The 23,412-nt window shown below is 44.5% G+C and carries 21 protein-coding genes; 13 read left to right on the top strand and 8 right to left on the bottom strand.

The genetic code is table 11. The features are described 5' to 3' along the window. Positions 1–84: 84 nt before the first annotated feature. From AB4493_RS19680 to AB4493_RS19660, 5 genes are all read right to left on the bottom strand, one after another. On the bottom strand, positions 85–621 hold the full coding sequence (locus AB4493_RS19680) for an RNA-binding S4 domain-containing protein (RefSeq protein ID WP_017064730.1): 537 nt from the start codon (positions 619–621) through the stop codon (positions 85–87). Positions 622–738: 117 nt separating this feature from the next. Then, positions 739–2,361, bottom strand: a complete 1,623-nt coding sequence (gene yejF, locus AB4493_RS19675) for a microcin C ABC transporter ATP-binding protein YejF (protein WP_372133059.1) — start codon at positions 2,359–2,361, stop codon at positions 739–741. A gap of 9 nt (positions 2,362–2,370) precedes the next feature. After that, positions 2,371–3,393: an ABC transporter permease gene (locus AB4493_RS19670; RefSeq protein ID WP_017060847.1), complete on the bottom strand. Its 1,023-nt coding sequence runs from the start codon at positions 3,391–3,393 to the stop codon at positions 2,371–2,373. A gap of 31 nt (positions 3,394–3,424) precedes the next feature. Beyond that, positions 3,425–4,513, bottom strand: coding sequence for a microcin C ABC transporter permease YejB (locus tag AB4493_RS19665; RefSeq protein WP_004730359.1), 1,089 nt, complete (start codon positions 4,511–4,513; stop codon positions 3,425–3,427). 12 nt (positions 4,514–4,525) lie between these two features. Then, positions 4,526–6,421 carry an extracellular solute-binding protein gene (locus AB4493_RS19660; protein WP_372155646.1) on the bottom strand — a complete coding sequence of 632 codons (1,896 nt, stop codon included), beginning with the start codon at positions 6,419–6,421 and terminating at the stop codon, positions 4,526–4,528. Positions 6,422–6,758: 337 nt separating this feature from the next. On the opposite strand from AB4493_RS19660, the gene AB4493_RS19655 reads away from it, so the two are divergent. Continuing rightward, the gene (locus AB4493_RS19655) at positions 6,759–7,802 is read left to right on the top strand and encodes an endonuclease/exonuclease/phosphatase family protein (protein ID WP_372148799.1); all 1,044 of its coding nucleotides are present in this window, start codon (positions 6,759–6,761) and stop codon (positions 7,800–7,802) included. Positions 7,803–7,917: 115 nt separating this feature from the next. Here AB4493_RS19655 and AB4493_RS19650 read toward each other — a convergent pair whose 3' ends face one another. Further along, positions 7,918–8,430, bottom strand: a complete 513-nt coding sequence (locus AB4493_RS19650; protein ID WP_240698121.1) for an outer membrane beta-barrel protein — start codon at positions 8,428–8,430, stop codon at positions 7,918–7,920. Positions 8,431–8,515: 85 nt separating this feature from the next. Here AB4493_RS19650 and AB4493_RS19645 point away from each other — a divergent pair, with 85 nt between their 5' ends. The 8 genes from AB4493_RS19645 (at position 8,516) to AB4493_RS19610 (ending at position 18,038) form a co-directional block, all read left to right on the top strand. Further along, positions 8,516–8,830 carry a winged helix-turn-helix domain-containing protein gene (locus AB4493_RS19645; RefSeq protein ID WP_017060852.1) on the top strand — a complete coding sequence of 105 codons (315 nt, stop codon included), beginning with the start codon at positions 8,516–8,518 and terminating at the stop codon, positions 8,828–8,830. Positions 8,831–9,030: 200 nt separating this feature from the next. Beyond that, positions 9,031–9,450, top strand: coding sequence for a D-ribose pyranase (gene rbsD, locus AB4493_RS19640; RefSeq protein WP_017060853.1), 420 nt, complete (start codon positions 9,031–9,033; stop codon positions 9,448–9,450). A gap of 100 nt (positions 9,451–9,550) precedes the next feature. Beyond that, positions 9,551–11,056 carry a ribose ABC transporter ATP-binding protein RbsA gene (gene rbsA, locus AB4493_RS19635; RefSeq protein WP_017060854.1) on the top strand — a complete coding sequence of 502 codons (1,506 nt, stop codon included), beginning with the start codon at positions 9,551–9,553 and terminating at the stop codon, positions 11,054–11,056. Continuing rightward, the gene (gene rbsC, locus AB4493_RS19630) at positions 11,053–12,039 is read left to right on the top strand and encodes a ribose ABC transporter permease (protein WP_017060855.1); all 987 of its coding nucleotides are present in this window, start codon (positions 11,053–11,055) and stop codon (positions 12,037–12,039) included. The genes rbsA and rbsC overlap by 4 nt, the downstream gene beginning before the upstream one ends. 149 nt (positions 12,040–12,188) lie before the next feature. After that, a complete protein-coding gene (gene rbsB, locus AB4493_RS19625) occupies positions 12,189–13,067 on the top strand; it encodes a ribose ABC transporter substrate-binding protein RbsB (RefSeq protein ID WP_372155645.1) in 879 nt (292 codons plus the stop codon). A gap of 191 nt (positions 13,068–13,258) precedes the next feature. Next, on the top strand, positions 13,259–14,203 hold the full coding sequence (gene rbsK / locus AB4493_RS19620; protein WP_372111410.1) for a ribokinase: 945 nt from the start codon (positions 13,259–13,261) through the stop codon (positions 14,201–14,203). Between the two features lie 152 nt (positions 14,204–14,355). Continuing rightward, positions 14,356–15,357 (top strand): substrate-binding domain-containing protein, encoded by a 1,002-nt coding sequence (locus AB4493_RS19615; protein ID WP_017071159.1) that lies wholly within the window; start codon positions 14,356–14,358, stop codon positions 15,355–15,357. A 221-nt stretch (positions 15,358–15,578) separates the two neighbouring features. Next, the gene (locus AB4493_RS19610) at positions 15,579–18,038 is read left to right on the top strand and encodes a CHASE3 domain-containing protein (protein WP_017060859.1); all 2,460 of its coding nucleotides are present in this window, start codon (positions 15,579–15,581) and stop codon (positions 18,036–18,038) included. Between the two features lie 118 nt (positions 18,039–18,156). On the opposite strand, the gene AB4493_RS19605 is transcribed toward AB4493_RS19610, so the two are convergent. Together AB4493_RS19605 and AB4493_RS19600 are read right to left on the bottom strand one after the other, a co-directional pair. After that, positions 18,157–18,948: a carbon-nitrogen hydrolase family protein gene (locus tag AB4493_RS19605; RefSeq protein WP_372155644.1), complete on the bottom strand. Its 792-nt coding sequence runs from the start codon at positions 18,946–18,948 to the stop codon at positions 18,157–18,159. 167 nt (positions 18,949–19,115) lie between these two features. Beyond that, positions 19,116–19,526 carry a lysozyme inhibitor LprI family protein gene (locus AB4493_RS19600; RefSeq protein ID WP_017067713.1) on the bottom strand — a complete coding sequence of 137 codons (411 nt, stop codon included), beginning with the start codon at positions 19,524–19,526 and terminating at the stop codon, positions 19,116–19,118. A gap of 363 nt (positions 19,527–19,889) precedes the next feature. On the opposite strand from AB4493_RS19600, the gene AB4493_RS19595 reads away from it, so the two are divergent. The 4 genes from AB4493_RS19595 to AB4493_RS19580 all read left to right on the top strand — a co-directional run bounded on the left by AB4493_RS19595 (position 19,890) and on the right by AB4493_RS19580 (position 23,273). Further along, a complete protein-coding gene (locus AB4493_RS19595) occupies positions 19,890–21,461 on the top strand; it encodes an EAL domain-containing protein (protein WP_372155643.1) in 1,572 nt (523 codons plus the stop codon). 96 nt (positions 21,462–21,557) lie between these two features. Beyond that, positions 21,558–21,956 carry a hypothetical protein gene (locus AB4493_RS19590; protein ID WP_017067715.1) on the top strand — a complete coding sequence of 133 codons (399 nt, stop codon included), beginning with the start codon at positions 21,558–21,560 and terminating at the stop codon, positions 21,954–21,956. Between the two features lie 788 nt (positions 21,957–22,744). Continuing rightward, the gene (locus AB4493_RS19585; RefSeq protein WP_004730320.1) at positions 22,745–22,993 is read left to right on the top strand and encodes a type II toxin-antitoxin system Phd/YefM family antitoxin; all 249 of its coding nucleotides are present in this window, start codon (positions 22,745–22,747) and stop codon (positions 22,991–22,993) included. Next, positions 22,983–23,273: a type II toxin-antitoxin system RelE/ParE family toxin gene (locus AB4493_RS19580; protein ID WP_005377002.1), complete on the top strand. Its 291-nt coding sequence runs from the start codon at positions 22,983–22,985 to the stop codon at positions 23,271–23,273. The genes AB4493_RS19585 and AB4493_RS19580 overlap by 11 nt, the downstream gene beginning before the upstream one ends. The last annotated feature ends 139 nt before the right edge of the window (positions 23,274–23,412 follow it).

Raw genomic sequence — 23,412 nt, 5'->3', positions numbered from 1 at the left:
ACGTTAAACTTCGGTTTTGCGTTAAGTTTAACGTTGCTCGAATTTCAAAAGAATAGTTTTAGATCTGTAGTTTAGAGCTATAACTTAGAAGAACTCAATCGAATTACGGCCGCTTTTGTCATCACGTGTTGGCTTTGGCGTATCCGCTTTCTTTTTCGGTTTCTTCTCTTTTTTCTCTTTCTTTGGTTCAGCCTTTGCGCTTAGCATTTCTGCTTTGCTTTTCTTAGATTCCTTCTTCTTAGAATCCTTTTTAGACTGACCTTTCTTCGCCTTGTTCTCTTTTTTAGGCGTTTCTTTCTTTTTCGGCTTTTCTGATTCTTCTTGTACTGGCTGATCACACACCACTACATAGTATTCTTGGTTGAATTCAAAGAAGTCGCCATCGTACATTTTACGACGCTTACGGGTTTCTAGCTCACCATTTACCGCTACGTAGCCTTCAGAGATGATGTGCTTAGCTTCACCGCCACCACTCACTAGGTTAGCAATTTTAAACACTTTGTAGAGCTCGATTGGCTGTGATGAAACATCAATACCAATTGCTTCAATTTCAATCTCTTCGCCTTCTTCGCCCAGCTCTTGGCCTTCGTAATCAGCGTCTTCGTAATGTTCTTGGTCCATGGTGACCTCTACCTAAATATGTACTTCTGAAATATTGGGCGCAGTGTAATCTTAAAACAACGAAATGACCATGTTGAATTCAACCAGAGCCCATTTGTTTTAAACAAACTCTCTGCGTTATAAAACACCACCAACATTCGAAAGACTCACCAACTGCTTAGTATATTCATGCTGCGGATTACCAAACAAAGTCTCAGTGTCGCCCTTCTCTATTACCTCGCCAGCTTTCATGACGATGGTGTAATGACACAAGGATTTCACGACATTCAGATCATGACTGATAAACAAATAGGTCAGGCCATACTTTTCTTGAAGTGACTTCAGCAAATCCAATACTTGAGCTTGAACGGTTCTGTCCAATGACGATGTTGGTTCATCGAGCAGGATAAACTCTGGCTTTAAAATCAAAGCACGAGCAATCGCAATACGCTGCCTTTGACCGCCAGAAAACTCATTTGGGTAACGGTGACGCGTTTCAGGATCGAGGTCAACCTCTTTCATTACGTCACAGATGCGTTGGTCGAGTTCGTGCTCATCCAATTGTTGATGCACTAACAAACCTTCGCCAATCACCTGAGCGACCGACATTCTCGGGTTTAGCGCAGAAAACGGGTCTTGAAAGACTACTTGCATACGGCTTCTAAACGGAAGCATCTGTTTTCGATCTAAACCTTGAAGCTGTTCACTCGAGTAGGTGATTGACCCTTCACTATCTACCAGCTTAAGTATCGCCATACCGGTCGTCGATTTACCAGAACCACTTTCGCCAACCAAACCGATTGAGTGCCCTTTCTTCAAAGTGAACTCCATGTCGGTCACAGCTTTAACATGAGAAATGGTGCGCTTGAATAAACCGCCCGTGATCGGGAACCAAACACGAAGTTGATTTACATCGAGTAGCGGTTTGCTTTCGGGTGACACAGGAACGGGCAAACCTTTCGGATCAGAGTTAATAAGTTTTTGAGTGTAAGGGTGAGCAGGCGCGTTAAACAGGGTATGACAGTCGTTACTTTCAACCAAGCGACCATCTTTCATTACCGCTACTCTGTCGGCAATCTTACGAACGATACTTAAGTCATGAGTAATGAAAAGCATTGCCATACCGAGCTCTTGTTGCAGGTCTTTTAGAAGGTCGAGGATCTGCGCTTGTACCGATACATCCAAAGCCGTTGTCGGCTCATCAGCAATAAGCAGCTCTGGTTCATTGATCAGTGCCATCGCGATCATCACGCGCTGGCGTTCTCCACCAGATAGCTCGTGCGGATAGGCTGAAATCTTTTGCTCAGGATAGCGAATGCCAACCTTGGATAGCCACTCTATCGCTAAGGCTTGCGCTTTGTTGGTTCTCATACCTCGGTGAATCGCGAGGGTTTCAACAAGCTGTTTTCCGACTCTATGAAGCGGATTCAGCGACACCATGGGCTCTTGAAAGATCATGCCGATGCGACCACCACGAATCCCGCGCAGTTGTCTTTCAGAACAACTCAGAATATCGGTGCCAGAGAAGTTAATCTTACCGTTTAAGTAATGTGACGAGCCTTTAGGCAGCAGTTTCAATACTGAATTAGCGGTAACCGATTTGCCTGAACCACTCTCTCCTACCAGAGCAAGTGTCTCACCTTTGTATATTTCTAAAGAGACATCTTGTGTCACTTGCTCTATCGAGTTTTTTCGCCCGAAACCGACAGACAGTTTATCTATGGTCAAAACCGGAGAAGCAGGCGTTGTATTTGAAGTCATAACCTATCCTTACTTCTGTTGATGCGGGTCGAAAGCATCACGCACCGCTTCACCAACGAAGACCAGTAACGTAAGCATCAGTGAAAGCACGACGAAGGCAGAAATGCCAAGCCAAGGCGCTTGTAAGTTAGCTTTACCTTGCGCCAACAACTCGCCTAACGAAGGCGAACCCGCAGGAAGACCAAAGCCCAAGAAGTCTAACGAAGTCAGTGTGGTCACCGAGCCTGAAAGAATAAACGGCATCATGGTTAACGATGCAACCATCGCGTTAGGTAACATGTGACGAAGCATAATACGTTTGTCATCAACACCCATGGCTTGCGCGGCTCGCACATAATCGAAGTTTCGGCAGCGTAAAAATTCCGCTCGCACGATGCCGACTAAACTCATCCAACTAAACAGCACCATAATCCCGAGCAACCACCAGAAATTCGGCTCAATAAAACTCGACAAAATAATCAGCAAGAACAGGGTCGGCATACCAGACCAGACTTCAATGAAGCGTTGTCCGAATAGATCAACCCAGCCACCGTAGTAGCCTTGTGTTGCGCCAACCACGACACCAATCACGCTCGATACAATGGTCAGAATAAAACCAAATAGAACGGAAATACGGAAACCATAAATGATACGAGCTAATACATCTCGCCCCTTATCATCAGTCCCTAACCAGTTCACCGAATCGGGCTCCGATGGCACCGCACCTGAAATATCGAAGTTTATTGTGTCGTAGCTAAACGGAATGATTGGCCACACGATGTAACCGTTGTCTTCAATGAGCTCGATAACATACGGGTCTTTGTAGTCGGCCTCGGTTTCAAACTCACCACCAAACTCCGTCTCGGCATATTCATTGATAACAGGCACAAACCACTGATTATCATAAGAAACCAAGAGTGGTTTATCATTGGCAATGATCTCAGCGAACAGGCTCAAGCCAAACAAGATGGTAAATATCCAAAGGGAGATAAAACCACGCTTGTTTGCTTTAAAACGTAACCAACGAGCTTCAGCTAAAGGGTTGTTAAACATTTATTATCAATACCTTGTTATTCGTTCGCCATTAACGCGCTTCAAAATCAATTCGAGGATCAACCCAGGTATACGTCAGGTCGGAGATAATGCTCAGCACCAAGCCAAGCAAGGTCATGATATAGAGAGAGCTGAACACCACGGGATAGTCACGTTGAATGGTTGATTCAAAGCCAAGCAGACCAATTCCTTCGAGTGAAAACATCACTTCAATCAACATAGAACCCGTGAAGAAAATACTAATAAATGCGCTTGGGAAACCCGCAATAATGATCAGCATGGCGTTACGGAAAACGTGCTTATAAAGAATACTGCTCTCGTCCAAGCCTTTCGCTCTCGCAGTCACTACATATTGCTTATTGATTTCATCAAGGAAGGAGTTTTTGGTCAGCATGCTGAGCGTGGCGAATCCACCGATAACCATGGCGAAAATGGGCAACGCCAAGTGCCAGAAGTAGTCGCCAATTTGCTGATACCAGTTGAGCTGGTCGAAGTTACTCGACACAAGCCCTCGCAATGGGAACCAACTGAAGTAGTTACCGCTTGCAAACAAGATAATCAGAATAATCGCAAACAAGAAGCCCGGCACCGCGTAGCCGACAATCACCACCGCGCTCGACCAAATATCAAAGCGAGAGCCGTGATGTATCGCCTTCATAATGCCTAAAGGTATCGAGATCACGTAGATGATTAAGGTACTCCACAATCCCAAGGAGATGGAGACGGGCAGTCGCTCGATGATCAAATCAATAACGTTGCCGCCTTTAAACAGGCTTTCACCAAAGTTAAAGGTCGCGTAATTTTTCAACATGTCGAAGTAGCGAACATGAATCGGCTTATCAAAACCAAACTGCTTTTTGATCTCTTCAACCACTTCAGGATCAAGTCCGCGCGAGCCTTTATAGCCACTGGCAGACGCTTGGTCACTTTCGCTTAAATCAACTTCTTGTCCACCACCAGAAAAGCGCTCCATGATGCCAGAGTTATGCCCTTCTAATTGAGCAACGGCTTGTTCTACCGGACCTCCAGGGGCAATCTGGATGATGAAAAAGTTGATGGTGATGATCGCCCACAGCGTGGGGATCACCAACAATAAACGCCGAAATATATACGCAGCCATGCTAACTAACTCCTAGCGACGTTTTTCAGGAAGCAAAGCCGCCTTCTCTTCTGAAATCCACCATGTATCGATACCTAAATCGTATTTAGGCAATACATCTGGACGCTCAAACTTGTCCCACATTGCTACGCGATATTCGCCAACGTGCCATTGCGGGATGTTGTAGAAATTCCACTGCAATACACGGTCAAGTGAACGACCTAGTGTAAGAAGCTTTTCAGGGTGCTGTTGGTTACGCGCAATTTCTTCTGTTAACGCGTCAACCACTGGATCGATAACACCTGCAGTATTGTAAGTAGAATCAATATAGTTAGAGTTCCAAACGATCATTAAGTTCGGGCTAGGATAAGGGTTTGCGGAAAATGACGACGAAACCATGTCGAAATCACGGTCACGCAAGCGCTTGATGTATTGAGTGGTATCGATGGTACGGATCTTCATCTCAATACCCATGCGCTTAAGGTTCTTTTGAACCGGCGTTGCGATACGTTCCGTGGTTGGGCTGTAAATCAACAACTCAAATGACATCGGCTTGCCAGTCTTTTCGTTGGTCATGACTTTGTCTTTCAGCACCCAACCCGCTTCTTTCAATAGTTTGAAAGCCGTGCGCATCTGACTACGAATACGGCCGCTGCCATCGGTAACGGGAGGTTGGAATTCCTCGGTGAAAACTCGCGGTGGAATCTGATCTTTGTATTGAGACAAGAACTCGACTTCCGCTTCGCTTGGTAAGCCTTTCGCTTCATAGTCTGTGTTTTGGAAGTAGCTGCGAGTACGTTTGTACTGACCATAGAACATGTTCTTGTTCATCCACTCAAAGTCCATCGCATAGGTTAACGCTTCACGCACTTTAGGATCCGAGAACACAGGTGATTGAATGTTGAAGACGAAACCTTGAGTCGTTTCAGGCTTCTCGTGGTTGATCTCTTCTTTAATGATGTAGCCTTTATCGAAGTTCGCGCCCGTATAAGAGTTAGCCCAGAACTTAGCCGAATTCTCGGTTCGAAGATCGAACTCCCCTGCTTTGAACGCTTCCAACATTACCGTGTCGTCACGGTAGTAATCGTATTGCACCTGCTTGAAGTTATTGCGGCCAACGTTAACTGGTAGGTCTGCTGCCCAGTAGTTTTCATCTAGACCATAGGTAACACTTTGGCCTGATTTGTAGCTGATGATCTTATAAGGACCACTACCGACTGGTGGCTCACTTAGAGGCTCAGACAGCTTTCTGTCTTTCCAGAAATGTTTCGGCAATACACGAGTGCTTTGCGCGAAGCTAAACAGTTTTTCGCGGTTTGGACTGTTCATTTCAATACGAACAACCAAATCAGAGACCGCTTTTACTGACTTAATCTCTTTGTAGTACACACGATACTGAGGCACGCCCTCGGTTGAGAACTTGTCAAAAGTAAAGGCAACATCATGCGCAGTGATAGGCTCGCCATCTTGGAATTTAGCATTTGGGTTGATGTCGATTTCCATCCAAGTGAAATCACTGGAGTAGCGAACCTTTGAAGCGATCAATGGATAGTACGCATCAATCTCGTCACTCGGAGAAAACATCAAGGTATCGTAAATCTCTCCGGTATAACTTGCAGCAACGCCGCGGGAACCGAATCGATTAAAGCTATCGTACGTACCTATGCTGCCATAGGTCACTTTGCCCTGCTTTGGCGCATCAGGATTAACGTAATCGAAGTGAGTGAAATCGGCTGGATATTTTGCTTCACCAAAACCAACCAGTTGTGTGGTTTCAATAACGGTGACAGCAGGAGTTGATTGGGTTTCAGAAGCGTAAGTAACGGAGGGTTGTAAAGCAATAAGCGGCAACATGATTGCACATGACTTCAAATTAAACCTGAAAAACTGAGTGCGTTGCGAGGCTTTGCGTCGAAAAACTGTTCCCATTTGACTCTCCCTTCAAATGTCATGAATTCTATATTCAAGTTGATTTATCGGCTTTGAATGCATGCCGTTAAATCAAGTATAGGTTCAAATCTAACATCATGTAATAACTAATAAAACCATCAGCACTCTATCTCTGACGGTTTATTTACAAATTACTCGTCACCACTCGAAGTTATTGGATGCAGTGAGCTTTGATTGCTTAGCCTGAATGACACAAGCCTCCACAGCTTAGATTTCCTTTGGTTGGCTTCTAAAGTGAAATTTAGGCTCTAAATAATCAACAAACTATACTTTTACTGGAGTATCCTTGCTGCCTAGGTCTAAATGGAATGACACTTTGAACAAACCAAACCAAATAACATTCGCAACGTTCAACCTTCTGAACTATCTCGAGCCACCGAATGCTTATTATGATTTTGAGAACATCTACAGCTTCGAAGAATGGCAGAAGAAGCAACATTGGATGGCTGAAGCGATTCGTTCATTAGATTGCGATGTGATTGGCTTCCAAGAGATATTTAGCCCGCAGTCTTTAGAGCAATTGATGAACGACCTAGGTTATCCATACTTTGCAGTGGTCGATAGCGCACACGTTGAAGATGATTACCTATACACCTCACCTGTCGTTGGTATTGCTTCCCGTTACCCTATTGAAAACGTTCAGCCTGTTACGCCAGATTCGACGTTACTGACAGCATTCAACCTTGGCGACAAATTCTCATTCAACAGAACACCTGTTCACGCGACGATTACGTTACCCCATTTAGGTTCAACCGACTGTTATGTGGTGCACTTCAAATCACAACGTCCGACAGAACCAAAAGCAGAATCTGTCGATGCGGACAACACTCAGCAAGGTGCAAAACCACAAAGTGACACGCTCACTCGTTTTCACCAAGAACAGCTTGGCTCTTGGCTATCAAGTGTCCAACGCGGTCTAGAAGCTCAGATGCTGTATCAATACATCACCAACCAACGCTACCAAACCGAGCAACCTGTTGTGTTGATGGGTGACTTTAATAAGCCACTGTTTAATGATGAGTTTAAAGGGCTGTTGAATTACTCAATCAACCGAGACGAAAACAGCAAGCATTGGCTATCCCACTTTCGCTTGAAAGACAGCTGGGATCTTTACCATCAGCTACATGAAGAAGATTTGCTTGAACAGCGTAAGCCAACCCATTACTACGGCGCATCTGGGTCTGTACTGGACTACATTTTGATGTCGAACGAGTTTGATTGTCAGAACTCGTCTAGTTTGATGGAGATCTCTAGCTACACAGTGTTAGACCATCACCTCACCAATCCAAGCTTTGAACACGACCAATTCAGTACGGACCATGCCATCGTGTCTGTTACCGCTCATATTCGTGAAGCCTAGAGTTAAACATAAAAAAGCCGCAGTCAAAAACTGCGGCCTTCCACTTTAGCTAAACGGGTTGAGCTAACCGACGCCCCATTTAGAAACCGATTTACCGTTTAGCAAAGTATGAAACTTAGAATGTGTACATTGCGCCTAAGTAGAAAGAATCCAGAACAACAGTATCTTCTGTCTTGTGTCCGTTTTCGTAATCTTCGATATCAAAAGCATCGGCTTCGTACGCTAAGCGAAAGCTCAACGAAGACATTGTAGGTGGCGTATATCCAACACCAACACCCATACGGATGCCATCTCCCGAATCATCAAAACCATCTCCTGAAGGGCGAGAGCCATCAGCAAGCTTCATGTCTAGATCAATAGTCGACAGACCGATAGTGCCAAATGGACGAATGCCATTATCAAACGTGTAACCGAGGTTCGCCGTTACCGAAAAGATTTGAGGTGTCCAAGTGAAAACCTTATTACCAGATTTCGTTTTCAGGGCGATATCACCAAAATCTGTGTATTGAGCTTCAACCGAAACAATGCGGTTAAATTTGTAACCAGCAATTAATCGGTAAGTATTGTCTTCGGCTTTAAAAGTAATAGGCTCACTGATCGTGTCAGTTAACCCGCCCACTTCGACCATTAGCACACTTAAATAATTACCCGCTCCAACAGCAGGCCAATTTGCTCAATCTCCACAATTTAGAATAAGACGAACAGAAAACACGATGAACCACACAATAGACTTCAACGGCTTAATCATTGATATCGACGCTCGAACGATTACCAACCAGCAAGGAAACAAAATCACTTTGCGCCCTCGCCTATTAGCAGTGCTCTGCTTGTTATTGGAAAATGTGGGAAGACCGATTTCAAGAGAGCATATTGTTGATGTGTGTTGGGACGGACAACTCTCGTCACCACATGTTCTTGCAAACGTAGTCTATAACCTACGCAATGTGTTCGCGCGATTAAGAGCATCCAACGTCCAGATCATTACCATTAGTAAGTTCGGATATGCGCTATCGATTGAACCCACGTAAAAGGATTTATGCAATCAATGGCGGTGACTAAGATCACCAAAAAACGCCCCATCGAAACGTTTCGATGATCATTATCACACTCTAAAACAATCAAACGTGCAAATGATAAATCAGACACTATTATCACTATCGAAACGTTTCGATGGCTTTTCTTGAGTTGTTCTCAACCCATCAAGCGTTATTTTTCGATAGGTCGTGATATGAAAAAAAGTACTTTAATAAACTCTGAACTCTCTTACCTAGTGGCGACTCTTGGCCACACAGATGAAATCACGATTTGTGACGCGGGCCTGCCGATTCCAGACCACGTAACTCGTATTGATCTTGCTTTGACTCACGGTGTCCCAAGCTTTCAGCAAACGGTAAAAACCATGCTGGATGAATCTCAAATCGAAGGCGTTGTGATTGCAGAAGAGTTTGCGAAAGTAAGCCCAGAGCACCACGCAGCGCTGATTGATTTAATCAAGACAGAAGAAGCACGTTGTGGCAAATCGCTTTCTATTACTTACATCACTCATGAAGAATTCAAACAGCGAACGCATGAAAGCCGTGCAGTGATTCGCACCGGTGAATGCACACCATACGCAAATGTTATTTTCCAAGCTGGCGTAACCTTTTAGCTCAAGCAAAACGCAACGACAGCTCAGTGTCATCACTGAACCAAAAACAATACATAGACAGAATAATCAAATACAACTGGCCCCGAGTAAAGGAACCGACATGACTCAAGCCATTTTAGAACTTAACTCAATTGAGAAAGCCTTCCCTGGTGTTAAAGCACTGGATAAGGCAAGCCTCAACGTTTATCCAGGACGCGTAATGGCGTTAATGGGTGAAAACGGTGCAGGTAAATCAACGCTCATGAAAGTGCTGACAGGTATTTATCACTTGGACGGCGGCACTATCGCCTACCAAGGAAAACCTGCTGCATTTAAAGGGCCACGTGATTCTCAACAAGCAGGCATTAGCATCATTCACCAAGAGCTGAATCTAATCCCTGAATTGACCATCGCCGAGAACATCTTCTTAGGTCGTGAAATCACGGGCACCATGGGTCGTATCTTGTGGAACGAGATGTACCAAGAAGCAGACAAGCTACTTAAACGCCTTAACGTGAAACACAGCTCGAAAACGCCTCTAGGTCAGTTGAGCCTTGGTGAGCAGCAAATGGTAGAGATTGCGAAAGCCCTATCGTTTGAATCTAAAGTCATCATCATGGATGAACCAACCGATGCGCTAACCGATACCGAAACTGAATCTCTGTTTAAGGTGATTAACGAATTGCGCGATGAAGGCTGTGGCATTGTTTACATCTCTCACCGTTTGAAAGAGATCTTTGAGATTTGTGATGACATCACCGTGCTTCGTGACGGTAAGTTCATTGGACAATGTGAAGTAAAAGACACCGACGAAGATGGCCTAATCGAGATGATGGTTGGCCGTAAACTGGACGAGCAATATCCACGTATCGGCCAGAGCCATGGTGAAACTTGTCTTGAAGTGATTGGCCTGACGGGTTCTGGTGTTCACGATGTGAGCTTTACGCTAAAACGCGGTGAAATCCTGGGTGTATCTGGCCTAATGGGTGCTGGCCGAACTGAACTGATGAAAGTGATTTACGGTGCCCTTCCAAGTGAACGCGGCGTCATCAACCTAGAAAATAAAACCATCAACCCTGTAAGCCCGAAAGACGGCTTGGCCAATGGCATTGCTTACATCTCTGAAGACCGTAAAGGCGATGGCTTAGTTCTAGGGCTTTCTGTTAAAGAAAACATGTCGTTATGTTCACTTGACCTACTAACAAAGAGCGGTCAAATCCAACATAAAGACGAAGTGATTGCAGTAGATGACTTCATCAAGCTATTCAACATCAAAACCCCGACGCGCGAACAGATTATTGGCAACCTTTCTGGTGGTAACCAACAGAAAGTGGCTATCGCTAAGGGCTTGATGACCAAACCAAAAGTACTGATTCTCGACGAGCCAACGCGCGGTGTCGATGTCGGTGCTAAGAAAGAGATTTACCAACTCATTAATAAATTTAAAGCCGACGGCATGAGCATCATTTTAGTCTCATCTGAAATGCCAGAAGTGTTAGGAATGAGTGACCGCATCATGGTGATGCATGAAGGCCGTGTAAGCGGTGAATTTGATGCTAAAGAAGCAAACCAAGAATTATTACTGGCGTGTGCGGTCGGTAAAAAGATCAACGAGGACGCAGCATGAGTACTAAAACCATGAGCAAAACAACTGAAGCTCCAAAGAAAAAACCGTTAATCAGCAAAGAGTGGCTGATTGATCAAAAGTCATTGATTGCTTTGCTCTTCCTGATTGTTGTCGTTTCTTTCTTAAACCCGAACTTCTTTACTGTCGACAACATCCTAAACATTCTGCGCCAAACCTCGGTTAACGCAATTATCGCTGTAGGTATGACGCTGGTTATCTTAACCGCGGGTATCGACTTGAGTGTTGGTTCTGTACTGGCGCTTTGTGGTGCGTTCGCAGCCAGCATGATTGGCATGGAAATCCCTGTGATGATCGCAGTACCAACCGCTCTTGTAGCAGGTGCAGCATTAGGTGCGATTAGTGGTGTGATTATCGCGAAGGGTAAGGTTCAAGCCTTCATCGCAACGCTTGTCACCATGACACTACTTCGCGGCGTAACCATGGTTTACACAGATGGTCGTCCTATTTCAACAGGCTTCACAGACACAGCAGACGCATTCGCTTGGTTCGGTACTGGCTACGCAATGGGTGTACCGGTTCCAGTATGGATCATGGTCGTGGTATTCGCAGCAGTATGGTACCTACTTAACCACACACGCTTTGGTCGCTACGTTTACGCACTGGGTGGCAACGAATCAGCAACTCGCCTATCAGGCATCGACGTAGACAAAGTAAAAATCGGTGTTTACGCAATCTGTGGTCTGCTAGCTGCAGTGGCAGGCATCATCGTGGCATCGCGTTTGTCATCTGCTCAACCAACCGCAGGTATGGGTTATGAGCTAGACGCTATCGCAGCCGTAGTTCTTGGCGGGACAAGCTTAGCTGGCGGTCGTGGCCGTATCATGGGCACATTGATTGGTGCTCTGATTATCGGCTTCCTAAACAACGCCCTAAACCTACTAGACGTATCTTCTTACTACCAGATGATTGCAAAAGCAGTGGTTATTCTTCTGGCAGTATTGGTCGACAACAAAAACAAATAAAACCTATTCACACTCTAGGTTAATACAAGTAACACTCTAGTTTAATAAAAGTAACAGTTTGTTTTACCTTAAAATATTAGAATCTATAAATAATGTAACTACGAGTTAGGACTCACCTCCTAGCTCACCCTACACAAAGGACTTACACCATGAAAAAATTAGCGACTCTTATTTCTGCTGCTCTTCTTTCTACAACGGTATCTGTGTCTGCACAGGCGCAAGATACAATGGCAATCGTTCTATCTACATTGAATAACCCATTCTTTGTAACCATGAAAGATGGCGCAGAAGCGAAAGCTGAAGAGCTAGGCTACAAGCTTATCGTTCTTGATTCTCAAAACGACCCAAGCAAAGAGCTGTCGAACATTGAAGATCTAACCATTCGTGGTGTTAAGGCAATCCTGATCAACCCAACAGATTCAGACGCCGTGTCTAACGCAATTCGCATGGCTAACCGTTCAGACATCCCAGTACTAACACTAGACCGTGGTGCAAGCCGTGGTGACGTAGTAAGCCACATCGCTTCTGATAACGTAATCGGTGGTGAAATGGCAGGTCACTTCATCATGGAAAAAGTGGGCGAAAAAGCGAAAGTAATCCAACTTGAAGGTATTGCTGGTACTTCTGCAGCTCGTGAACGTGGTGAAGGCTTCATGAATGCAGTAAACGGCAGCGACCTTGAGCTTCTTGCAAGCCAACCTGCTGATTTCGACCGTACTAAAGGTCTGAACGTAATGGAAAACTTGCTTGCTGCTAACCCAGATGTACAAGCAGTATTTGCTCAAAACGATGAAATGGCACTAGGTGCACTTCGCGCAGTTCAAGCGTCAGGTAAAGAAGTGATGATCGTTGGCTTTGATGGCACAGACGACGGCATCGCTGCTGTTAACCGCGGCCTACTAGGCGCTACAGTTGCACAACAACCTGACCTAATCGGTTCTCTAGGTATCGAAATGGCAGACAAAGTACTGAAAGGCGAAACAGTAGACGAGTACGTACCAGTACCTCTAAAAATCATCGCTAAGTAATCGTTACTAGGTAACGCGATATAAAGCAGGGAGTTCCCTATCTCCCTGCTTTGATTGGCTCGCTGACTCAAACAAAAGCAAACCCCGACAGTGCATCGCTGTTTCTCATTCCGCTCACAAAAGAGAGCGCACTTAACACCATGAGAAAGACCCATGCATTTTCAAATACGATATATCATAAGGCTCGTATCATGACTCAACTGATTGTTTTAGGTAGCGTTAACGCTGACCACGTACTGCAAGTTCCTTCGTTCCCTCGTCCGGGTGAAACCTTGATTGGCGGGAACTATCAGGTCATTCCTGGCGGCAAAGGCGCAAACCAAGCCGTAGCGGCAGCAAGATTAAACGCAGACATTGGCTTCATCGCCTGTGTCGGTGACGACCCATTCGGCATCAACATTCGTCAAGACTTCGCTAAAGACGGCATCAACATCGACGGTGTTATCGTGGCAGACAACACGCCAACTGGCATCGCGATGATCCAAGTATCCGCAACGGGTGAAAACAGCATCTGTCTTTCTGCAGAAGCTAATGACAAGCTGACTTGCGACCAAATCGAACCACATCTAGAGAAGATTCGCGGAGCCAAATACCTGCTAACTCAACTTGAAACGCCAATTGAAGGTATTGAGTACGCTGCGAAAGTAGCAAAAGAGAGTGGCACGCAAGTCATTCTAAACCCGGCTCCTGCTCGTCCATTATCGGATTCACTGCTTGCTTGTGTTGACGTGATTACACCGAACGAAACTGAAGCAGAAGTGCTGACAGGCATTACCGTGACGGACAACGCATCTGCTCATCAGGCTGCCTTGGCTCTGCACGCGAAAGGCATCGAAACGGTAATGATCACGCTAGGCGCGAAAGGCGTTTGGGTGAGTCATCGTGGTCAAGGTAATGAAGCCAGCGAAGGTGAATTAATCGCAGGTTTCCGTGTTGAAGCAACAGATACAACTGCCGCAGGTGACACCTTTAACGGCGCGTTGGTGACAGGCTTGCTTGAAGATATGCCACTTGAGCGTGCGATTAAATTTGCTCATGCTGCAGCTGCTATCTCTGTGACACGCTTTGGTGCTCAAACGTCGATTCCAAGCCGTGCTGAAACCGATGCGTTCTTAGCAAAGCGACTGTCTGCTTAGCTTGATACCTATTTGAAGGCCTAACTCCTGAACTAAACCGTAGTTAACGGATGTTAGCCTTCAAATTCGGTAACAACAAATAACAAGCATAAGCCCCTGTTTTCAGGCAGAATATCGCCCAACGTGGAAGGTTATTCCCACAAGGATTTTTTATGGCAACAATGAAAGACATCGCACGGCTCGCAAAGGTTTCGACTTCTACCGTGAGCCACGTGATCAACAAATCACGCTTTGTCAGTGAAGAGATTGCTGAGCGTGTTAACAGTGCGGCTAAAGAACTCAACTATGCGCCTTCTGCATTGGCTCGCAGCTTGAAAATGAAGCAAACCAAAACCTTGGGAATGCTAGTGACCACATCCACCAATCCATTCTTTGGCGAAGTGGTGAAAGGTGTAGAACGTCGTTGCTACGAAAAAGGCTACAACCTTATCTTGTGTAACACCGAAGGCGATAGCGAACGCATGAAATCCTCTATCGATACCTTGCTGCAAAAGCGTGTCGATGGCCTGATGCTAATGTGTTCTACCCTTGAAGGCGAACATATCGATGTATTCGAGCGCTACCCAGAACTGCCTGTTGTAGTCATGGATTGGGGCCCTATGTTGTTTGCGAGCGATAAGATCCAAGACAACTCGCACCAAGGTGGCTACATGGCAACTAAGCACTTGATAGATAACGGTCATTCTCAAATTGGTTGTATCACTGGCCCACTGCACCGTAATCAAGCTTCGTCTCGTTATCAAGGCTTCAAGCAAGCAATGGAAGAAGCCAATTTAGAGATCAACCCTAAGTGGATTGTTGAATCCAACTTTGAATGTGACGGTGGTTTTGACTCTTATCAGACATTGAAAACTCGTGGCGAAATGCCGTCTGCCTTGTTCGTCAGTAACGATATGATGGCGATGGGCGTGATTCACGCTGCGGCGCAAGATGGCACATCGATTCCGAATGATCTGTCTATCATTGGCTACGATGACATCCACCTGTCGAAGTACATGACACCCGCGTTAAGCACTGTCCACCAGCCAAAACATCGTTTAGGTAAAACCGCAGTGGATACGCTTTTGAGTAGATTACAAACTCCAGATGCTTATCCGCAAGTCGTTGAACTTGAACCTACTCTTGTTGAACGAAGCAGCGTAAAAGCGCTTTAATACTCGCCACACTCATCACACCGTTGAAAGCTAGCTTATTGAGCTAGCTTTTTTGTCTTTGAAACATAATAACGCCGCTTAATCGCCCCTAAAATGCCGTTAATATACGAAACTTACACGCTAAAATATGTATTTACGCACTCAGCAACTATTTGCGCACTTAACGACTGATTATCATCTACACTAACAGTGAATAACAACGACATGGAGAGCGCTGTTTTATGATCGCGGGTTGGTTTGACAATATATCCCTACAGAAAAAGCTATTAGTCAGCTTTTTGATTCCTATCGCTTTGATGCTTATCGTGGCTTTTTCTGTCCATGAAAACACCCGAACGGTTGTAAAAGACAATAATTGGGTTGTACACACACATAAAGCCATCGCTCGGGCTCAAGAACTTCTCAGCTTAACGGTCGACATAGAAACGGCTGAACGTGGTTACTTGATCACGGGAGATCCTGTTTTTTTAGAACCCTACCATTTAGCGCTTGATGTATGGCCTCAAAAACTCCAAACCCTTGCGAATCAAGTGAGTGATAACCCACCTCAAGTAGAACGCCTATATAGAATCGATGATATTCATAAAACATGGCTGAAACAGTCTGGAGAGAAAGAGATCAATCAACGCAGCCTTGTCAATAAAGGCGAAGCTGAAATACAAAGTGTCATCGACCTCACTCAGCAGCAAACCGGAAAAAAATTGATTGATGAGATTCGCCAAGAGATTGCTCAATTCATTGAAATTGAACAACAACTTATTATTACCAGGGTCGAAAAATCGGAGAACTCAGCCAATCAAACCAGCTACATATTAATCCTCGGAACACTGTTTTCCGTGTTCATATCACTCCTTGTTGCTGCGTGGGCGTCAAAGCGTATTAATCGAAGATTACACACCCTACTTGAGGCCACTAACCAAGTTGCCGCTGGCCATTTGGATCAAGGTGCTGCAACTCTGGAATTGAGTTCAAATATAAACACCCAAGACGAAATCGCTCATCTCAAACAAAGCTTTCAAAAAATGACAGACAATTTGATCAGTAATGACAGTGAAATGAGAGCGAAAACTCGGGAGCTAATCGCCGAACGAACCAAAGCTGAAGCCGCAGTAAAAGCTAAGGGCGATTTTCTGTCTACCATGAGCCACGAGATCAGAACGCCAATGAACGGCGTTCTTGGAATATCTCAAATCATTGCAAGCCAGACCCAAGAACCCGAAACAAAAGAGAACATCAACATCATTCTCGATTCTGGTCACCACTTGATGACAATACTCAACGACGTTCTCGACTTCTCAAAAGTCGAAGAAAACAAGCTTGAGCTAGATGTGGCACCCTTTAATTTTGTTCAAGTCATGCAGCCTGTATGCAGCGCTCTAAAACCCTTAGCCGATGAAAAAGGCATTCGCCTGTTGATCGAAAATAACATACCGAAAAACATCCAACTCGTCGGAGACTGTGCAAGGCTACGTCAAATCATGTTCAACTTGGGCGGCAATGCGACCAAATTCACCAAAGAGGGTCATGTGTCCATTCAAGCTGACCTCAATCGCCCCAACAATCAACTGATTCTGACCGTGACAGACACCGGAGTTGGTATCCCGAAAGATAAGCACGAACAGGTATTCAATTCGTTCGAACAAGCAGACACTTCCACAACAAGGAAGTTTGGCGGAACAGGGCTTGGCCTCGCAATCGTCAAGAACCTAGTCAACCTCATGAATGGAGAAATCACATTAACCAGTGCTGTTGGGCTTGGCACAAAATTCCAAGTCTCTCTGCCTATCACATGGCAAGAAAGCAAAGCGAAAGACATCGCAACCCATACAGTCGATGCAGAAACTCTCAGTTATGACTCGTTAAGTATCCTGTTGGTGGAAGATAACCGTATTAATGCCATTGTTGCACAGGGCTTTTGTGAAAAGCTCGGCCATCATGTCGATCATGCAGAGAACGGAAAACTAGCAATTGAACGCCTCAAAACCACTCAATATGACCTTATCTTGATGGACAATCATATGCCTGAAATGAACGGGGTCGAGACAACAAATTACATCCGCGAAAAGCTGAAACTCGATACCTTGATATTCGCTTATACGGCCGATGTATTCCGTGAGGCGCATGACAACTTCATTCAAGCCGGTGTCGACCATATTCTGACCAAGCCTCTGCAGCAAGAGAGTTTCTTCGACGCCCTACAACAGTTCTCAAGTCGATTACCGAAACAAACCGCAGCCGAAGGTTCGAGTGAGAATGAAAATATTGTCGAGCTTCATCGTAAGCCTATTGAAACGCTGAGGTTAACGGAAGAAGAGATCAGCCACTCAGAAGTGATACACATACTGAAAGACGACACGGAAGGGTTCAGCTTACTCATCGACTCAACCATTATTGAGTTCGAACAGTCGGTTGATCGTGTCATCGAATACTATTTAGATAAAGAATTAGAGCCACTTTGTCGCACCCTGCACTCCATTAAAGGCATGTCACTAAACTTAGGCCTTAACATGCTTTCTAAGCAGGCATTGGAACTAGAAGTCGAAGCCAAAAATCAACAATTGCCGGATATTGAACGACTGCAAAAGCTGCTCAATCGCCTTATGGTCAATATCCATCAAGCTCAGCGGATGAAAAACGCCCATTCAGTCGAGCATCTGAATCAAATGAACGATCAAGCTTAAGAACGCTTCGCTCCCAAGCTAAAACGCAAGGCTTAATCACCTTGCGTTTTTCGATCTTATACCGCGCTAGTCTCTGTTCTAGCGATTTAACGGTTTAACAGTTTAACAGTTTAACAGTTTAACAGTTTAACAGAGTGGTGATTTGCTGCATCTCATCTTCAACATCAACGCCATTGTATTGCGGCGCAATCGAGAGTTCTTGAATACTTACGGTTTCTACCGATTGCCTTTCGTTGAGCTGAGTCATTAACTCCCCTTTGGGTGAGTAGACTCGGCTACCACCACAGTATGTCGCGGTAAACGCATTAACCACATCTTGCCCGACGCGATTACAAGTAACCATGTGACACCCTTCCTCCAAGGCTCTCGCTTGAGCAATGGCAAAACTATGATGCCCACCGAAGTTGGCAGGGTGAAGAATAACGTCGACCGACTGATACCCTCTCATGATCTCCGGGAACCAAATATCAAAGCAAATCGCGACACCAAACTTTAAGCCTTTGTGCTCAAACGAGAGGCGTTCCTCCCCTCTCGAGAAATACTGCTTATCGAATTTGGTTTGACTGATTTTTCTATATTTGTGTCGTAAACCGGAAGCATCCACAACCACGACGCTGTTGTAATATTGGCCGCTATCTTTCTCGGCAATACCAGCAACAATCAAGGTGTGATGCTTCGCTGCAAGCTGAGTTAATGAATCAATAGTACTGCTGTCGGCGAAGTCTTCAGCCAATTCGTGAATTTCTTCAGCCTCGTTAAAAATATACCCAGTCGTGAACAGTTCAGGCAGTAAAGTAATATCACCGACTGACGGCTCCGCTTGCAAAAGATCAGAGACCGAATCTATATTCTTTTGTTTGTTTTTGTATTCAACTTCAAGCTGAATAAGCGTGATACTGACATTATTCAAAATCGAATCCTTGCTAGGTAAAACTTCAAGCTGTAATGCTTCAAGCTAGAGACTAAGAACTAAGAACGAAAGAGTAAGGCAATCCCCTATCGCTTTCTTATTAGCCCGCCAAAGGTTGAAGCAGGTGCACAGTCCTGTACGTATTTTAAACCTGCCTACGGCGCTAATTAAGGCTCTGGTAAAACGGGAGGCGTGCTGTCCATATAGGTTAAGAAATTCACCCACACCTCATGCGTGCGCTGCTTGGTTAACGTCATCTTGCAGGAAAGCGCCATAACCCCTCGAATAGAACCTTCACGCCATTGGGTGTACACAGAATCACAATGTGCTGTCATGTACGCCTGCCAGCTCTCCTGAGCCTTCTTAATTGACGCCACCAGCTCAGCATCATAAGCATTGTGCTCAAAGCTGGCTGCAAGGTATTTATCCAGTTCCGCTTGTGCAGATTCCAACTCAATTGCCGCACAGTGATTGATCTCGATGGTATTCATCGCATTCTCGCAATCAACAACACCTTCGTAGGCCAACGCAGAGAATGAGAAGCACACCGCTATGAGTGCCGATATCAGTTTTGTCATAATCATCCTTTATGCTGCCACCACCAAAACGAATCGTGTCGTGACTTTATTTATTTAAACGTGGCTCAATATTTAGCTCATTCAGCTCATTCAGCTCATTCAGCTCATTCAGCCAGAGCAAATAACAATAAAATTTATCAGGATATAAGCATTTGTTATCCGCATAAATCATCAAAAATGACGCCTCGCCAACTCAAATAAATGAGATAACGCTCAGATTTTGCTGGTAAAACTATAAAACATATTATTTATATCAATAATTCGTGCCTGCATTCACAATATTAATTATTTATATTGCTACGTAATCGTTAACTTTATAAATTAAATCGAATGCTCACATAAATCGGTAACGCTTCTCCAACTATGGATATCAAGTACCAAAACATTGCCAAGACTTCATTTTACTTTGCCATTTCTTTCTTTTTTTCCATGGCAATGCTCATTCCTTTTACACCACATCACTACCAAACATTAACCGAAGACACATCAAGGTTAGTCGAAACCAGGTTAGAAGGGATCCAATCAAGGTTCGACCGTTTTTTATCTGAAGTTAGACCTGAACAGTCATGCGACGCGATCGTTAGACAGCTTCGACAAAACGTTTTTGAAGCCGATTGGGTAAAAGAAGCAGCGGTATTCAATAAACAGAACCGATTTTACTGTTCAACCACCGATGCTGACGTTTCATTTCGCCTATACAGCACCATTAGGCAGCGACTCAACGACGACCCGAATTTAACGACCCTGTCGTATTCCAACTCGGCTATCACGCAAGTTCAGTCCATCATGCTCATTTTCTCGAACAAAGAAGATGCCGGAGTGAGCCTGATGATTCCGCCACACTTCATCTATGACCTTGTTGAAACAAGCCTCAGCAACCATGGAATACAGGCCAAAGTTGAAGTGATCAAAAGAGATATCCACCCTATCGATATTGACTCATCAATCGCCAAGGTGCGGATACAATCGAACACCTACCCATTAACCATCACCTCATACATTGGGTATCAGTTTTATCTTCACTTCATGTTGAGTTATTTATGGTTTGGCTTTTTGATGGCCGGAATCACGACCATTATTCTCCTTTCCATCAAGCATAAAAAGCAGAGCCAACGCAGCTTAGAATATTCGCTTTCAAGTGCGCTAAAAAACCAACACCTTCATGTTCACATGCAGCCTATCGTTAACCAAAACACCAATGAGATCGTCGGCTGTGAGTCACTATTACGATGGAACGACCCAATTGAAGGTAACGTCTCCCCGGCTATTTTCATTCCGCTTGCTGAAAGCTTAGGCTTAATTGAGGAGCTCACCTACTTCGTGCTGCGCAAAGTATTAATGACGTTGAAAAGCAATCAAGATGTGTTCGACTCAAAGTACATCAGCGTCAACATCAGCCGCAACGTAGTGTCTAACAGTAACTTCTCTAACAAAGTGATCAGCATCTTTAAAAGACACCCTGAGATCCTCAAGCAGGTGGTTTTTGAAGTAACCGAATATGGTGAATGTTCTGATGCCGACATGGTCAAAAATAGAGACAACCTAACCAAGCTATCGAACAGGGGCGTCAGAGTCGCGATTGATGATTTTGGTACAGGCTACGCAGGGTTAGATTTCGTAAGACAGTTCCCGTTCAGCATTCTCAAAATCGATCGCGTGTTTGTGAAAAACATATCCGACGAATCCAGCTTTGGTCTCCCTTTGCTAGAGTCCATGCTTCAACTATCACGCTCCTTAGGCATGCAAGTCATCGTCGAAGGTGTCGAGTATGAATCCCAAGTGAAAATCTTATCTAAGCTCGGTGTCGACTATATCCAAGGCTTCTATTTTTATAAGCCGATGCCGATAAACCTGACTGTCAGCTTACTCAGGCAGCAGCATTTTGAGTCCGATAACGTTGAGGAACAAACCAACCAGACATTTCCTGTTACATAAGCCACTGAAAAACTGCGAAAGAAAACGCGAAGGCTATGGGTCTCCTTTGATGAACATTTAAATCATCGCATCATTGAATGCATCACAAGGGATATCATGGAAAAGACACTTCAAACCAAACTGGCGACTAGCCTACTACTGCTGAGAATCGGCATTTTTATCGTCTTCTTATTCTGGGGCTTGGATAAGATCCTTGTCCCTGAGCACGCGACAAAAGTACTGTCTGGCTTTTACGGCATCGACATCTCGAACAATGCGATGATGGCTCTGGGTGTCGCGCAGCTCGGATTTTTAGGCGCATTCGTTGTAGGCATGTGGAAAAAGTACACCTACGGAGCCATTTTAGTCCTTCATGCAGGCTCAACCTTTTCCTCTTTTGGAAAATACATGGACCCGTTCAACAACCTACTGTTCTTCGCCTCTTGGCCAATGCTCGCAGCCTGTATTGCGATCTTCTTACTTCGCGACTACGACACTTATAGCGTTTCCAACTAACACAAAGGGCGCCGTTATTGGCGCCCTTTGTGGTTTGCTTGGTTCTTATCAACCTAAAATACTCTGTTAGCTGTATGACCCTATTTTACATTTCTATAAGTTACTAGAAACCCTGTCAAACCTATTGAGAGAGCAGCAATACATACTCCCCTCAGTATTGCATCATTGAGATAAGCTGAGTAGAAAAGCATTGCAATAAATGCACTACATGACACCAAAAAAGGTGCAATTGAACGATGGGTAAAACGTGAAGTATCAACCACACTATAACGATCTAGAACCAAATCCAAGAGCAAGAGCATGTGCATAACAAACAAAACATTTAGTACTGGAAGTACCCAGTAAAACCAACTATCTACAGGAAAGCTAAATAGTTGAACAAAGGTAAGGTGAGCCAATATAAAAAACAAAATACTTTTCCAACCATTCGAACTACTTTGTACTCTAATGCGGTATGTTCGTCGGGCGACAGAAGCAAGTGGCTTGACTGAAGAAACCCAAATAGCCAACCAAACTATAAGTAATACCATGGTTCAAGAGCCTCTAAATTAAGGTTTACGCAGCTATTTTGAATTAGATATCTAGAACTATTATCCCAAGATATCGACACTTTACGCCTTGCTAAGGTGTCAGCAAACCAATACCTTAGCCTCCGCATAATACCTTAAACACATAAACCAACGCATAGTAAAAATGCCACGCGTTGCGAATTATTCTTAAGCAACTTGTTATACCTCTTGGTTGAGGCTAAAATGACCAAAACAAAGACCACTTAAGAGACCTATTACATGACCACTAGAATTTTGGCCGATGTTGCTGCAAGCATTACTGAGTTGAAAGCTAACCCTATGAAAGTTGCAACTAGTGCTTACGGTGAACCTGTTGCTGTACTGAACCGAAATGAGCCAGCATTTTATTGCGTACCAGCCGAAGCGTACGAAATGATGATGGACAGACTCGAAGATCTTGAACTACTAACTATTGCGAAAGAGCGTGAATCTGAAGAGAGTATTTCGGTAAATATTGATGACCTATAAACTCGACTTTAAAAAGAGTGCACTCAAAGAGTGGAAAAAGCTTGGCTCAACGCTTCAACAACAATTTAAGAAAAAGCTAATCGAGCGTTTAGATAACCCGCATGTTCCGGCTTCAAAACTCTCTGGAGCTGACAACATGTATAAGATTAAGCTGCGCCAATCGGGCTACCGTCTCGTCTACAAAGTTGAAGACGATGTCATCATTGTAACCGTCTTAGCAGTCGGAAAACGCGAACGTAGCGATGTTTACCGTAAAGCTATGAAAAGGTTAGATGATTGATTGCGGTATCGCCCTGTTAAGGTGTGAGCAACGCAATACAGAAGTTACCGCATGCCACCTTAAACACAAAACGCAACGCATAGCTAAAATGCCAAGCGTTGCGAATCACTCTTAAACAGATTGTATGGATAATAAGCAC

The organism is Vibrio sp. 10N.222.55.A1 (genome assembly GCF_041473835.1).
GTDB classification, from domain to species: Bacteria; Pseudomonadota; Gammaproteobacteria; order Enterobacterales; family Vibrionaceae; genus Vibrio; species Vibrio crassostreae_C.
Note: the sequence above shows the minus strand (reverse complement) of the source record. Positions and strands in the feature narration are given on the sequence as shown.

Bases quoted from the DNA above. Each gene is read 5' to 3' on its own strand.
- AB4493_RS19680 (WP_017064730.1), bottom strand. From the start codon at position 621: ATGGACCAAGAACATTACGAAGACGCTGATTACGAAGGCCAAGAGCTG.
- AB4493_RS19580 (WP_005377002.1), top strand. From the start codon at position 22,983: ATGACCTATAAACTCGACTTTAAAAAGAGTGCACTCAAAGAGTGGAAA.
- AB4493_RS19595 (WP_372155643.1), top strand. From the start codon at position 19,890: ATGGATATCAAGTACCAAAACATTGCCAAGACTTCATTTTACTTTGCC.
- rbsA (WP_017060854.1), top strand. From the start codon at position 9,551: ATGACTCAAGCCATTTTAGAACTTAACTCAATTGAGAAAGCCTTCCCT.
- AB4493_RS19585 (WP_004730320.1), top strand. From the start codon at position 22,745: ATGACCACTAGAATTTTGGCCGATGTTGCTGCAAGCATTACTGAGTTG.
- yejF (WP_372133059.1), bottom strand. From the start codon at position 2,361: ATGACTTCAAATACAACGCCTGCTTCTCCGGTTTTGACCATAGATAAA.
- AB4493_RS19660 (WP_372155646.1), bottom strand. From the start codon at position 6,421: ATGGGAACAGTTTTTCGACGCAAAGCCTCGCAACGCACTCAGTTTTTC.
- AB4493_RS19610 (WP_017060859.1), top strand. From the start codon at position 15,579: ATGATCGCGGGTTGGTTTGACAATATATCCCTACAGAAAAAGCTATTA.
- AB4493_RS19670 (WP_017060847.1), bottom strand. From the start codon at position 3,393: ATGTTTAACAACCCTTTAGCTGAAGCTCGTTGGTTACGTTTTAAAGCA.
- rbsD (WP_017060853.1), top strand. From the start codon at position 9,031: ATGAAAAAAAGTACTTTAATAAACTCTGAACTCTCTTACCTAGTGGCG.
- AB4493_RS19650 (WP_240698121.1), bottom strand. From the start codon at position 8,430: ATGGTCGAAGTGGGCGGGTTAACTGACACGATCAGTGAGCCTATTACT.
- AB4493_RS19600 (WP_017067713.1), bottom strand. From the start codon at position 19,526: ATGACAAAACTGATATCGGCACTCATAGCGGTGTGCTTCTCATTCTCT.
- AB4493_RS19615 (WP_017071159.1), top strand. From the start codon at position 14,356: ATGGCAACAATGAAAGACATCGCACGGCTCGCAAAGGTTTCGACTTCT.
- AB4493_RS19645 (WP_017060852.1), top strand. From the start codon at position 8,516: ATGAACCACACAATAGACTTCAACGGCTTAATCATTGATATCGACGCT.
- AB4493_RS19665 (WP_004730359.1), bottom strand. From the start codon at position 4,513: ATGGCTGCGTATATATTTCGGCGTTTATTGTTGGTGATCCCCACGCTG.
- AB4493_RS19590 (WP_017067715.1), top strand. From the start codon at position 21,558: ATGGAAAAGACACTTCAAACCAAACTGGCGACTAGCCTACTACTGCTG.
- rbsB (WP_372155645.1), top strand. From the start codon at position 12,189: ATGAAAAAATTAGCGACTCTTATTTCTGCTGCTCTTCTTTCTACAACG.
- rbsK (WP_372111410.1), top strand. From the start codon at position 13,259: ATGACTCAACTGATTGTTTTAGGTAGCGTTAACGCTGACCACGTACTG.
- rbsC (WP_017060855.1), top strand. From the start codon at position 11,053: ATGAGTACTAAAACCATGAGCAAAACAACTGAAGCTCCAAAGAAAAAA.